At 42.4% G+C, this 11,983-nt stretch carries 13 protein-coding genes; 8 read left to right on the plus strand and 5 right to left on the minus strand.

The window, feature by feature from the left end; all coding sequences use genetic code 11:
* Positions 1-32: 32 nt before the first annotated feature.
* The 3 genes from NPE20_RS25185 to NPE20_RS25195 all read left to right on the plus strand — a co-directional run bounded on the left by NPE20_RS25185 (position 33) and on the right by NPE20_RS25195 (position 3,336).
* Entirely contained in the window at positions 33-395 is a 363-nt protein-coding gene (locus NPE20_RS25185; RefSeq protein WP_256541478.1) for a BlaI/MecI/CopY family transcriptional regulator, read from the plus strand.
* Positions 392-2,524 carry a M56 family metallopeptidase gene (locus NPE20_RS25190; RefSeq protein ID WP_256541479.1) on the plus strand — a complete coding sequence of 711 codons (2,133 nt, stop codon included), beginning with the start codon at positions 392-394 and terminating at the stop codon, positions 2,522-2,524. The genes NPE20_RS25185 and NPE20_RS25190 overlap by 4 nt, the downstream gene beginning before the upstream one ends.
* A gap of 107 nt (positions 2,525-2,631) precedes the next feature.
* Entirely contained in the window at positions 2,632-3,336 is a 705-nt protein-coding gene (locus tag NPE20_RS25195; RefSeq protein WP_256541480.1) for a hypothetical protein, read from the plus strand.
* Here NPE20_RS25195 and NPE20_RS25200 read toward each other — a convergent pair.
* From NPE20_RS25200 to NPE20_RS25210, 3 genes are all read right to left on the minus strand, one after another.
* Complete coding sequence (locus NPE20_RS25200; RefSeq protein ID WP_256541481.1) at positions 3,333-3,698, minus strand: response regulator; 366 nt, start codon at positions 3,696-3,698, stop codon at positions 3,333-3,335. The two genes, NPE20_RS25195 and NPE20_RS25200, sit on opposite strands and share 4 nt — an antisense overlap.
* 142 nt (positions 3,699-3,840) lie before the next feature.
* Entirely contained in the window at positions 3,841-4,233 is a 393-nt protein-coding gene (locus tag NPE20_RS25205; RefSeq protein WP_256541482.1) for a hypothetical protein, read from the minus strand.
* Positions 4,234-4,236: 3 nt separating this feature from the next.
* Positions 4,237-6,507: a transglycosylase domain-containing protein gene (locus NPE20_RS25210; protein WP_256541483.1), complete on the minus strand. Its 2,271-nt coding sequence runs from the start codon at positions 6,505-6,507 to the stop codon at positions 4,237-4,239.
* A 104-nt stretch (positions 6,508-6,611) separates the two neighbouring features.
* Between NPE20_RS25210 and NPE20_RS25215 the strand changes: the two genes are divergently transcribed.
* The 3 genes from NPE20_RS25215 to NPE20_RS25225 all read left to right on the plus strand — a co-directional run bounded on the left by NPE20_RS25215 (position 6,612) and on the right by NPE20_RS25225 (position 8,732).
* Positions 6,612-7,700, plus strand: coding sequence for an Mrp/NBP35 family ATP-binding protein (locus tag NPE20_RS25215; protein WP_256541484.1), 1,089 nt, complete (start codon positions 6,612-6,614; stop codon positions 7,698-7,700).
* Between the two features lie 26 nt (positions 7,701-7,726).
* A complete protein-coding gene (locus NPE20_RS25220) occupies positions 7,727-8,005 on the plus strand; it encodes a NifU family protein (protein ID WP_256541485.1) in 279 nt (92 codons plus the stop codon).
* Positions 8,006-8,111: 106 nt separating this feature from the next.
* A complete protein-coding gene (locus NPE20_RS25225) occupies positions 8,112-8,732 on the plus strand; it encodes a hypothetical protein (protein WP_256541486.1) in 621 nt (206 codons plus the stop codon).
* Positions 8,733-8,883: 151 nt separating this feature from the next.
* Here the strand turns inward: NPE20_RS25225 and def are convergent, their stop codons facing one another.
* Positions 8,884-9,456: a peptide deformylase gene (def, locus tag NPE20_RS25230; RefSeq protein ID WP_256541487.1), complete on the minus strand. Its 573-nt coding sequence runs from the start codon at positions 9,454-9,456 to the stop codon at positions 8,884-8,886.
* 21 nt (positions 9,457-9,477) lie between these two features.
* Positions 9,478-10,752 carry a M16 family metallopeptidase gene (locus NPE20_RS25235; protein ID WP_256541488.1) on the minus strand — a complete coding sequence of 425 codons (1,275 nt, stop codon included), beginning with the start codon at positions 10,750-10,752 and terminating at the stop codon, positions 9,478-9,480.
* A gap of 16 nt (positions 10,753-10,768) precedes the next feature.
* On the opposite strand from NPE20_RS25235, the gene hpt reads away from it, so the two are divergent.
* Together hpt and NPE20_RS25245 are read left to right on the plus strand one after the other, a co-directional pair.
* Positions 10,769-11,308: a hypoxanthine phosphoribosyltransferase gene (gene hpt, locus NPE20_RS25240; RefSeq protein ID WP_256541489.1), complete on the plus strand. Its 540-nt coding sequence runs from the start codon at positions 10,769-10,771 to the stop codon at positions 11,306-11,308.
* A 49-nt stretch (positions 11,309-11,357) separates the two neighbouring features.
* Complete coding sequence (locus NPE20_RS25245) at positions 11,358-11,894, plus strand: hypothetical protein (protein ID WP_256541490.1); 537 nt, start codon at positions 11,358-11,360, stop codon at positions 11,892-11,894.
* The last annotated feature ends 89 nt before the right edge of the window (positions 11,895-11,983 follow it).

Genomic DNA, 11,983 nt, shown 5'->3' on the forward strand with positions numbered 1-11,983 from the left:
TAGTAGTAAACTTGTTTTATAATTAGAATTTTATGCAAAAACTGGCTAAGCGCGAAGAACAAATAATGCAGGTGTTTTGGAAACTGGGAAAAGCTTTTATCAAAGAGATCATCCCCGAAATGCCCGACCCTAAGCCGCATTATAACTCGGTAGCAACCATGGTGAAGATTTTGGAGGAGAAGGGTTTTCTGGATCACGAGACTATTGGCAACATATACAACTATTACCCAAAAGTTACCCGCGAAGATTACCAGAAGCATGCCATGAAGGATATTGTGAGCCAATATTTTGATAATTCGTACCCAAGCATGCTGGCCTTTTTTGCCAAAGAACAAAAAATATCTGAGCAGGAACTGGGAGAGATCTTAAACCTTATTAAATCCGAAAAGAAATGATACCATACGTATTGCACGTTGCACTGCTGATAAGCGTTTGCCTGTTGTTTTACAAAGTACTGTTGCAAAAGGAAACCTTCTATCATTTAAACCGATGGGTGTTGCTGGCCTGCCTGGCTTTAACATTTCTGCTGCCGCTTGTACGGGTACCGCAGCAATGGGCCTTAAGGAAAAGCCAACAAACAAGTGTAGTTACCACGGTAAACGTAAACCGCCAGCCGGAGTTAAGTTCCCCGGTTATCAAGACGCCCGAAAATCAGGCGGCAGCGGTTGTCACAGCTCCACCTGCAGAGACATCGGTTAAGGAAACGGTTGTTTCCCTGATGCCGCAGTTATTAAAATGGGTGCTTGTTTTGTATTGGTGTGGTGTGGCGGCATTCGGGTTTAACTTTTTGCTGCAGGTAGCGGTGCTTTTACGCCAGGCCTATAAAAGCCCGGCTATACAAGATGGGCAGTTTAGAATAATTGAGTTGGATACCGATAAAGCCCCATGCTCTTTTGGTAACTATATATTTATAAACCCGGCTAAATACGATTGGGAAACCTACAGCCAGATCTTGCTGCACGAGAAGATCCACATTAAGCAAGGCCATAGCTTTGATTTGCTATTGGCCGAGCTGATGCTGGTGTTCCAGTGGTTTAACCCCTTTGCCTGGTTATACCGCAAGGAGCTGGAAAATAACCTTGAATTTTTGACAGACAGCGATGTACTAAACAATAACGAAGTAGAAAGGGAACTGTACCAAATGAGCTTACTGAAAGTATCGGTGCCCAACCTGTCGCTTCGGATAACAACCAACTATAATCAATCACTCTTAAAAAAACGAATTGTTATGATGAACGCAAAAAAATCAAACATACACACCACCTGGAAATATTTTTTCCTGCTGCCGCTTATGGCATTTTTGATGTGTGCTTTTAACGAACCAACAGCTTACCGCCCGCCTGTGGTAATAAAAAGCCAAACAAGTTTTGATACTTCGGATAGCCAGCGCGAAGGCGTATGGTCGGCAACCATAACCGGCAATAAATTAGATATCCAGTTCAGGAACGAGAAGGACAGCCGTAGCCATATGAGCAACAGCAATTTTTTGGTAAGCGAATTTTCTGCCTTGCCAAGAGGTACAGCCGGCGATTTTAAACTGGTACGTGAAGCCGGTACCATGAATCTTAACGGTAAGTTTGATGGCAATACAGGTAGTGGCCGTTACAAATTTGTAACCAACCCGGCATACATCCAGTACCTTACCAGCCAGGGAATAACAGATATTGAACAGAATGACGAGATGGCCTTTTTTATGATCAACATTAAAAAAGATTACATGGCTATGCTGCACCGCAATGGCTACAAAAAGGTATCAAAAAGCGATTTGATAGCCACAGCCGCTTTGGGCGTGAACGAACCATACATTGTATCCTTAAAGAAAAATGGCTTCCCGGATGCAAGCCTGCAGGATTTGATAACCGGTAAGGCGATGGGTATCGACGGCGCTTATATCAGCGAGATCCGCAAAGCGGGCTACCCTAATGTATCTTTTGATAAGTTAGTGAGCTTTAAAGCACAGGGAATAAACGGGCAGTATATTACTAAATTTAAAAACGCGAGAGCGGCCACACCGGGCAAGAAAAATGCATCGGCCAAATCAAGGAACAATGATAACGCCGACGATATGATCGCTTACAAAGCCCTTAATGTTGATGAAAGCTTTGTGAACGGCTTTAAAAAAGCAGGATACACAAACCTAAGCAGCAGCGACCTGATAAGTATGAAAGCAGTAGGTGTTACCCCCGAATATGCATTAAGCTTTAAAAACGCCGGATATGGCAGTCTATCTCATGACGATCTGGTATCAATGAAGGCATTGGGCATCACGCCCGAATATTTAAATAGCTTTAAAAACGCGGGCTTTAAAATTAATGCCGACAAAGCTGCAGGCTTAAAAGCATTGGGTGTAACGCCCGAGTTTATTAACAGCTTTAAGGGTATGGGCTTTGGCGATATTTCTTTAGATGATGCCACCGCTTTAAAAGCCTTGAGCATTACGCCGGAGTACATTACCCAAATGCGCGAAAAGGGCTTTAAATCAAACGATATTAATAAGTATATTACCATGAAAAGCGCGTTTTAAGTAGAAAACGATGTATAATAAGAAAGCCGGACCTGCAAGGGCCCGGCTTTTTTGTAAAAAAATAAACCGATGCCTTAACCAACCGTTGTACTAATAAATGGTTGGTTATGGCAACAAAAACAGCAGCAAAGAAAAAAAAGGTATCTAACGAAAATGAAGATACAGCCGGCAAAAAAGACCCGTCTGCAGGGTATAATGCCTATAAAAAATACGGCGGACACCAATATACCGGCATGCAAATTGGCCGCAGCCACCACTGGCATTATGACCAGGGCGACTGGAAGGAGACTAAAATTACGCCCGACCTTTGGGAAATATCATACGCGGTAACCAAGCGCCGGGTTGGCCATGCGCCCGAAAACTCAGGGGTGCCTGTGGGCACCGAATACCAATGGTATATTATTTCGCATCAGCATGTAAAAAAATTGAATGCCAATGATTACTCGACCGAAATGACTGGCCTTAAGTTTAAGTTGGCACATAAACGGGCCGATAAAAAAAGCTGGAGCACCAAAGCAGTAACCCAACGAAAGCACTTAGTAGATTTCTTAAAAGAAATAATTGATCAATTAGAAAGCGCTCCAATCCCAATTGAATTTGAATTTAACGGGATACTGTATAAAGGGGAGGGCTTACCCATTACACAAACCTGCAGCGAGCATGTGTGTTACGAGATAGATATAACCCTTAACGACGAAAGCCTGGGGATACTAAAACACTATAAATCTGGCTGGAAAATGGACAGGATAGAACCCGAGCTGGCTAAAGCAATAGGTGCCGAAATAGAAGAATATTTTGAACACGAAACTTAAGCGGCCAGTTGAAACTGCACCTTATTGATCAGCGCGCTCATATCAAACGGCTTGTGCAAAATGTCATTTGGTGCACCTATCTGTGTTAATGTAGCATCAAGATTATCTTCGGATGAGCATATAATTACCGGCAGATCTTTAGTGTCCTTATTCATCTTTAATATTTTGCAGATATCGCGGCCGTCTATGCCGGGCATTATCGCGTCAATTATCAACAGATCCGGATGTGTTTTTTTTACTTCTTCAATCACATGGTAGCCATTGGGCAGTGAGGATACTTCATAGCCATTATTGGTCAGGATGTAGCTCATCACTTCAATTATCAGTTCATTATCGTCAACTATCAATATTTTCTTAGACATGGCTGTTGTGTTTCAGATAGTTATACAAATGCCGTGCCGTAATTAATATGTAGTTAATTGTTAGAGAGCATGCGAGTCATTGTGAAGAAATACAGACAAAAACAGGAGCGCAACTGTTGCGATATGGGGAGCTGCTAAACGTTTAAAATTCGTCTGTTGTAGAGCGGAGGTCGCCATACTCATCACCCTGAAAATTTATACGACCTGATTGCAGATCTGTTTCAAAATTCCAGTAGGAGTGTTGGTTATTAAGATCGTTAACAATGCCCGAGCAGCTAAAGGTGAGCTGCAATTTATATTGAATGCGCAAGCGCCCTTTCAGTGTGGCCGGGTCAAATCGCTTCACCTCAAATTGTAACGTGTCAAATTTCGATGAACCGAATTTATCCTTATTCTCTTCGGTTAACGCGGCAATTAAACTTTTATAGGGTTCGGAGCCCGGTTGAAATATAACCTCCATCGCACCTTGCAGCTGGTCGTTATCCCTTAGGATAACCAAGCCATCCGGCAGGGAAACATTAAATACCTCTTGCATAGATTAAGGCATGCGGTCTTTTAGTTCGCGTTCTTTCTCTTTGCCTTCGTCCTTCAGTCGCTTTTTCTCGGCCTTTATTTCTTTCTTGGTACGGCCGGCGGTATCCACATTCTCAATGCGGTTTTTATAATCGGCTTTTACCTTTTCAATTTCCTGTTTAAGGCGGGCCTTTATGGTTTCGTTGGTTTCTTCTATCTTCTTTTCCATTTTGGCAGCGGCAGTATCCTTTTTACCAAATAAACGCTGGAAGAAGTTAGGGTGCTTTGGTTCATCAAAAATTGGCGCCACACCTATCCCGTTATCATCATCGCTGGTTTGGTGTATCAGGCTATCGGCCACCAGGGTATCAACAGGGGCTTCCCGGCGTAGGCCTTCGCGTAAGCGTACATTGTAAAAGCCATAGGCGTTGCTATCGCGCTCTATGAGGCCTTTGCCGGCCATTAGCCGGCCAATCAGGTTAAAGTAGCCGTGCAGCCCCGGTCGCAACGTTCCGTCTGGCTGAAAGGCGTATAGGCCCGCTTTAGGGTTAGGCACAATACTGGCCAGGTAAATACTTTCGCCAATAGTTAGGTCAGACGGCGATTTGCCAAAGTAATATCTTGATGCTTCGCCGATGCCGTAAATTCCTCGTCCCCACTCAATGATATTGAAGTAAACCTCCAGCATCCGGTTTTTACTCATAATGCGGTTGTTCTCTATTAACCATACGATCAGGATCTCTTCTATTTTGCGTGAAAGGGTTTTGTTGCGGCTTAAAAAGGAGTTTTTTATCAGCTGCATAGAAATAGTGCTGCCACCTCGTTTAAATTTCTTCTCCTTAATATCGGTAATAAACGATTTGCGGATAGATTCGTCAACAAAACCCCGATTGGTATAAAAAGAAGGATCTTCGGCAGTCATTACCGCGTTACGCACATTGGGCGAGATCTCCTCAAGCGGTGTAAAATCCGGATTGCCGGGGCCAATGGTATGCGGCGGCATAGCCTTACCCCTTTCATAAGGTACGTAAACGAAGGTTTTATTCAGTTTACCCAGATCGGCTTTGCCATATTTAAGGATCCTGAAATCCTTATCCTTTTGCAGGGTAGAATTGAAGATCATATCATCAATATGCGCCCGGTTCAGGAACAGGTTTAAAGTGTAGTTGAGCTTACCGATTACTTGTATGCCCTCTAATGATTCGAACATACCATCTGGAAACGAATCAAAAAGATCCTGTGCATTTAGCCAGCCGGTTTTAATTTTCATCTCATAGATCTTTACCGGGTTAAGGGTATATTTCAGATAAGGGTTAGCGGTTAATTTCTTCAAATGGATAACCGACGAGCTATCAAGCGACAGGTAGTTAGTGCCCACAAACACATTGGCATCTATAGAGCCATTGGGCACCACAATATCACTAACGGACAGGCCCGGATGGTTAAGCAGCAGGTTGCGCACGCTCCAGGAGCCGGATATTTTAGTTTCGCCACTGCTATGTTTAACATTGCTTAGCTTGGTACTAATGGTATCAAAGTTCAGCTTCAGCTTAAATTTTTTCTCGATTATAGGCAGCTCTACCTTTTTGCCATCGGCATACAGGTGCACATCTATGTCTTTATCAGATGGCAGCATTATACCATCTATATGCCAGGTTGAAGCGCCATCATCAACTTTTATGGTTGATGCCAGTTTGCCATTTTTAATAATAGCGGTTTGGGCAAGCATTTTTACATGGGTGCTATCATCAGCAAAACTCATCAAAAAATTATGCAGCGACAGATCATCGGGGATTTTGTAAAGCACCTCATTAATAAGGTTGTTTGATAGTTCGGACAGGTCGACCTTGTTGCCGGTGTTAACTGTATCCTTTTTCTTTTTAAACAGAAAATCAAAGTTCCTAACCCCTTTAATGCTGGTAAGGTTTAAATGTCCTTCCTGCAGTACCACTTCGGCCAGTTTTATGTTGCCAAAAATTAACGGGAATATTTTAACGCTTACACTAAATTTTTTAATGGATAGCAGGCTGTCGCGCTGATCTGGTACAACGCTGATATCAGAAAAAGCCACCGTGCTAAGGCCTGTAAAATGCGCCGAACCTATTTTTACATCTAAATTATAATCCCTTTTTGCTTTTGCTTTAGCTTTGTAAATAGCTTTTTGAAGCAATACCTCACGTTTAGAATAGGCAACGTATCCGCCTATCAGCATAATAACTACTAATATTAGGGCAGTTATACCTGCAATACGGATATATTTGGGGTTAATACGACGCATAAAGGGAATTTGCTTCAAAACTAAACTAATTATGATGTGGTGCAAACGGTTGCAAACTGCAAATTGTTTTCTTAACAAACGCATGCTGCTACCTGTTTTCGTATTTTTGCGGATAAATAAATATGGAATTTACTAAAGAACAAGTATTACAAGCCCTTGGAAATGTTGAAGAACCCGATCTGAAAAAAGACCTGGTAACCCTAAACATGATACAGGATATACATATTGAAGGCAACAAATTAAGCTTTTCGGTAGTGCTAACTACGCCGGCCTGCCCGTTAAAGGCTTTAATTGAAAATGCCTGCCGGAATGCTATCGGCCATTTTATAAGCAAGGATATTGAAGTTACCGTGAACATGACGTCGCGCGTTACCTCGCAAAAGAACACGGGTGTGCCTGGTGTTAAAAATATTATTGCGGTAGCATCGGGTAAGGGTGGGGTAGGTAAATCTACCGTATCTGTAAACCTGGCGCTGGCTTTGTCAAAAACCGGCGCTAAAGTGGGGTTGATAGATGCCGATATTTATGGCCCATCTATCCCAATTATGTTTGGCCTGGAAAACGAGCGCCCAAAAGCTACGCAGGAGAACGGCAAAACACGCATCGAGCCAATTGAAAAGTTTGGTATCAAGCTATTGTCGATAGGATTCTTTACAGATCCAAACCAACCCGTGCCATGGCGCGGGCCAATGGTATCAACAGCCGTAAAACAGCTTTTTAATGATGCTGATTGGGGCGAACTTGACTACCTGGTGGTTGATTTGCCGCCGGGCACCGGCGATATACATATTACCGTTACGCAAAGTTTCCCGGTAACGGGTGCTGTAATTGTCACCACGCCGCAAAATGTGGCTTTGGCCGATGCTAAAAAAGGGATCGGGATGTTTATGATGCCTGCTATCAACGTGCCTATTATGGGTGTTGTTGAGAATATGGCTTACTTTACCCCGGAAGAATTGCCCGATAACAAATACTACATTTTTGGACAAGGCGGCGGTAAAAAGCTTGCAGAAATTTTGGATGTGCCATTTTTAGGCGAGATACCATTAATAAAAGGCATAAGTGATTCTGGTGATGCAGGCCGGCCAATTGTTTTAGACGAAGATAGTGTAATGACCACCGCATTTATGGAGATGGCCAGGCGCGTTGCCCAGCAGGTTTCTATTTGTAACGCCCAAAAGGCTGATAACTTAAATGTGGTAAATAATTAATAACTTTACTTTATAATTTAATAGAAATGAGTTTAATAGATCAGGTGGAAGCAGCGTTGGATACCATAAGGCCTTACTTGGAGGCTGATGGGGGTAACGTTTCTGTTGAAGAAATTACTCCTGAAAATGTGGTAAAGCTTAAGCTGCTGGGTTCATGCGGTTCGTGCCCCATGAGCATCATGACGTTGAAGGCAGGGATTGAACAGGCTATATTAAAGGCCGTACCAGAAATTACAGGTATTGAAGCGATAAACCTAACCGACATTGATGACCCCAATGCCGTACTTCCGGAAAATTTAAGATAGTGTTAAGAAGTGTTAAATGCACTTATTGATATTTTTCAATAACGTATTTTTACCCGCTTGTTTAAAACAAAAGATAAACAGGCAGGTAATATTAGCGTAGCGATAAATGAAAAGATTAATTGGCATATTGTTTTTACTGACATCCTTATCAGCGTTTTCCCAGAAAAAGGAAAACCCGCTGGTACAGTTTACGGGTGTGGTATACAATGCCGATAGTGCTGACGTTGTAGTGCCTTATGTAAGCGTTACCAACATTACCAACCATAATAGCATTGTAATAACCAACTTTAAGGGCTACTTTTCATTTGTGGCGCATGAGCAGGATTCATTGCAGTTTACGGCCATTGGCTATGCACCCGTTACCGTTGTTATACCCGCCGATGTTAAAAGCAAAAGCTATACAGCAAAGGTTTTAATAAAACCACAAATAACAAATTTGCCAATGGTGAGGGTATTCCCCTGGGCTACTACAGATGAGTTTAGAAAAGACTTTGTTAACGCTAAAATAGCGGACGACGACCTGGAGATCGCCCGCAAAAACATCAGCCGTACATCAATAGTAGCCATGACCAATACCCTGCCAAGAGATGGGCAGGAAATACAATCGGCCAATGCGCAATACATGCACCAGGATATTGTTAACCAGCACTCGCGTACCAATCCGTTGCTAAATCCGCTTGCCTGGGGCAGTTTAATTAAGTCGATAACGGACGGGGACAAGAATTAAAAGAGAGTCAAGAATCAAGAATTAAGAGAAAGCCAGGAATCAAGAAAAGACCGGGACACATATAATAGAAAAGGGCTTCGATAATTCGAAGCCCTTTTTGTTTGCGTTATATTTTCTCCGGTCTTGATTCTTATGTCCTGACCTCTTGAATCTATCTGCCCTTTTTAGCCGCCGGAAACTTCATTCGGTACTCCACGTCAACGGCACCTTTTGAAATATCGTTCAGTTTCTTTTCTATCAGTCGTTTGCGCAGTGGGCTTAGCCTATCGGTGAATAGTTTGCCTTCTATGTGGTCATATTCGTGCTGTATAACGCGTGCGGACATACCGCTAAAAGTTTCTTCGTGGTGTTTCCAATTTTCGTCGTAATACGACATTTTAACGGTGGATTTGCGGGTTACATCTTCTCTTATATCAGGGATGCTTAGGCAGCCTTCGTTAAAAGCCCATTCCTCGCCGCTTTCTTCCAGAATGGTGGCATTGATAAATACTTTTTTGAAATCCTTTAGTTCCGGTTCTTCGTCATCAAACGGGGTAACGTCAACAACAAACAAACGCATAGACATGCCCACCTGCGGGGCAGCCAAACCAACACCGCGCGCACCGTACATGGTTTCGAACATGTTGCCTACCAACTCTTTAATGTTTGGGTATTCATCAGGCTCAATAGATGTGGCTTTTTTTCTTAAAACCGGGTCGCCATATGCTATTATAGGATATTTCATGGTGCAAAGGTAGGAGATTTCTTATTTAGGCTCAAATAATAAGGTTATCATACGGTCATTATCAAAGATTTCGTTGCTAATTTCTAACAAATCATCGGCCGAAACCGCATTTATCTTAGCAAAGATGTCTTCCAGCGAATCTATCCGGTTAAAATCAAGCAAACTTTTAGCCATTGATATGATCAGGCTCATGCGGCTTTCTTCGGCAAGGGCTATTTGACCAATAAATTTTTCTTTGGCTTGTTTTAGCTGTATTGTACCCAGTTTATTATCGCGCAGCTTCTTCAGTTCTTTATGAACCAGCTTTAAGGCCTTATCGGCTTTTTCGGCATCGGTACCAAAGTAAATAGAGAATATGCCCGTATCGGTTAACGATGTATAGTTTGATTCTATTGTATAAGCAATGCCGTATTTCTCGCGGATCTCCAGGTTTAGTCGGTTACTCATCCCCATGCCGCCCAAAACATTGTTCAGCAGAAGCAAACCATATTTGTTTTTATGTGCCGATGGATAAGCCCGGCCTCCTAAAATGCAATGCGTTTGCGAGATAGGTTTTTGTAAGGCATAAATGCCGTGGCTTATTGGCCCGGGTGCGATCCTGTTCTTTTGATTGGTGTTTTCGGGCACGTTGCCAAAATATTTTTCACACAGTTTTACCAGCTTTTTAAAATCATAATCGCCATAAACCGCGAAGATCATTTGATGGGTATTGTTATTGGCTGCGGTAAACTGTTTAATATCATCGCCGTTTAATACCGCTACCGTTTCGGGCGTGCCTAAAATATTATTGCCAATAGGGTGACCCTTAAACAGGTATTCCTCAAAATCATCCTGTATGGCTTCTTCGGGCTGGTCCAGGTACGAGGCTATCTCGTCCAGTATCACGCCGCGTTCCTTTTCCATTTCATCTGCCGGGAAGGTAGAGTGAAACAGGATATCTTCAAACAGATCTACCGCGCGTTCTAAATGCTGTTTTAATAGCGACGCATGTATGCAGGTATATTCTTTTGTGGTGTAAGCGTTAAGGTCGGCACCAACCAGTTCCAGGCGGTTTAGTATCTGCGGAGTGTTGCGTCGTTCGGTTTCTTTAAATAACAAATGCTCTATAAAATGAGCGAGCCCCTCTTTATTGGGTAACTCATCGCGCGAGCCCGCATTAAGCACAAAGCAGCAATGTGTAATGGGCGACGGAGAGTGTTTAAATAATATGCGGATGCCGTTTGGCAGCGCGTGAACATGGTGATCTGTCATAAAAGGTTCAAAGATAGCGTATAAACATGCAAATTGTTTCGCCATTATGTATGTTTACACCATGAAATTACAAATTGACGATCTTGAGTTTGAACCATTGTTCTCGGCCGAAAGCATACAGCAGCGTGTTGCTGAGGTGGCGCAGCAAATAAATAATGACTTTGAAGGCCGCCAGCCAATATTTGTAGGCATCCTAAATGGCAGTTTTATGTTCGCTGCCGACCTGGTTAAAGAAATTGTTGTACCATGCGAGGTCACATTTACCAAGCTGGCCTCTTACTTAGGCGGTCTATCAAGCACACGCACCATTCGCGATGATTTTGACCTGCACGTAAAAATTACAGGCAAGGATGTGATTTTAGTGGAAGATATAATTGACACAGGTAATACCATTAAATACCTGATAGAAAAACTGCTTACACGCAACCCGGCCTCCATCACTGTTTGCACCCTGCTTTATAAACCAGATTCGGTTGAGCACAGCATTGAAGAATTAAAATATGTAGCCTTCCAGATACCGAACCAATTTGTGGTAGGTTATGGCTTGGATTATAAAGAACTGGGCAGGAATTTAAAGGGGATATATAAGAAGATAGGATAAGATGAGGAAATGTGTGTTGCTATTGGTTTTACTGCTGCCCCTATTTATAATGGCACAAAAGCCGGCTATAAACTACGGCCTTATTGATAGTAACGACCATTCTTTCGCATTTAAATCACTACACAATTCTTACGATAGTATTATTGCTTATACAACAGAAGGTTATTGGCAATCAAACAAAATAAACTACGCTGTAATAGTATTAAAAAAGGGAACATATTTTAAAGGCCTTCTGCATTTAGAACGAACAAAAAACAATAGATGGTCCGAGGCTGTGGTAAAGCTTAAAAAGGCAAACCCAACGGAAACTAAAGCAATAATTGAACAGTTGAGCGCGTCAGGTTTATGGAAGCTTAGTCCGGATTCCTTAAATGATCAAAACAAAAAGAATCCGGATGGCAGTGTTGTAGCACTCACATTGCATGATGGGGTCAATTTCCGGTTCGAACTAATTTCGGCCAATAAGTTTTTAGCCATTGAAAGTTATGCGCCGGAATATTTTGTTGAAGAAATACTATACAGTACACAGCGCAGAAAGTTTATTAAGATAAGAGATAAATTTATGAAGGACTTTAAAGCCCTTTAACTATATCCTATCCACTATTATGTTGCTTAACAATTGTAGCGCTCCATCAATGTAAGCCACAGCACCAACACTTAACCGCGGGGTGGTTG

Source organism: Mucilaginibacter aquariorum (genome assembly GCF_024498135.1).
Taxonomy (GTDB): domain Bacteria; phylum Bacteroidota; class Bacteroidia; order Sphingobacteriales; family Sphingobacteriaceae; genus Mucilaginibacter; species Mucilaginibacter aquariorum.

Coding starts and splice junctions, on each gene's coding strand:
- NPE20_RS25185 (WP_256541478.1), top strand. CDS start 33: ATGCAAAAACTGGCTAAGCGCGAAGAACAAATAATGCAGGTGTTTTGG.
- NPE20_RS25190 (WP_256541479.1), top strand. CDS start 392: ATGATACCATACGTATTGCACGTTGCACTGCTGATAAGCGTTTGCCTG.
- NPE20_RS25195 (WP_256541480.1), top strand. CDS start 2,632: ATGGCAACAAAAACAGCAGCAAAGAAAAAAAAGGTATCTAACGAAAAT.
- NPE20_RS25200 (WP_256541481.1), bottom strand. CDS start 3,698: ATGTCTAAGAAAATATTGATAGTTGACGATAATGAACTGATAATTGAA.
- NPE20_RS25205 (WP_256541482.1), bottom strand. CDS start 4,233: ATGCAAGAGGTATTTAATGTTTCCCTGCCGGATGGCTTGGTTATCCTA.
- NPE20_RS25215 (WP_256541484.1), top strand. CDS start 6,612: ATGGAATTTACTAAAGAACAAGTATTACAAGCCCTTGGAAATGTTGAA.
- NPE20_RS25220 (WP_256541485.1), top strand. CDS start 7,727: ATGAGTTTAATAGATCAGGTGGAAGCAGCGTTGGATACCATAAGGCCT.
- NPE20_RS25225 (WP_256541486.1), top strand. CDS start 8,112: ATGAAAAGATTAATTGGCATATTGTTTTTACTGACATCCTTATCAGCG.
- def (WP_256541487.1), bottom strand. CDS start 9,456: ATGAAATATCCTATAATAGCATATGGCGACCCGGTTTTAAGAAAAAAA.
- NPE20_RS25235 (WP_256541488.1), bottom strand. CDS start 10,752: ATGGCGAAACAATTTGCATGTTTATACGCTATCTTTGAACCTTTTATG.
- hpt (WP_256541489.1), top strand. CDS start 10,769: ATGAAATTACAAATTGACGATCTTGAGTTTGAACCATTGTTCTCGGCC.
- NPE20_RS25245 (WP_256541490.1), top strand. CDS start 11,358: ATGGCACAAAAGCCGGCTATAAACTACGGCCTTATTGATAGTAACGAC.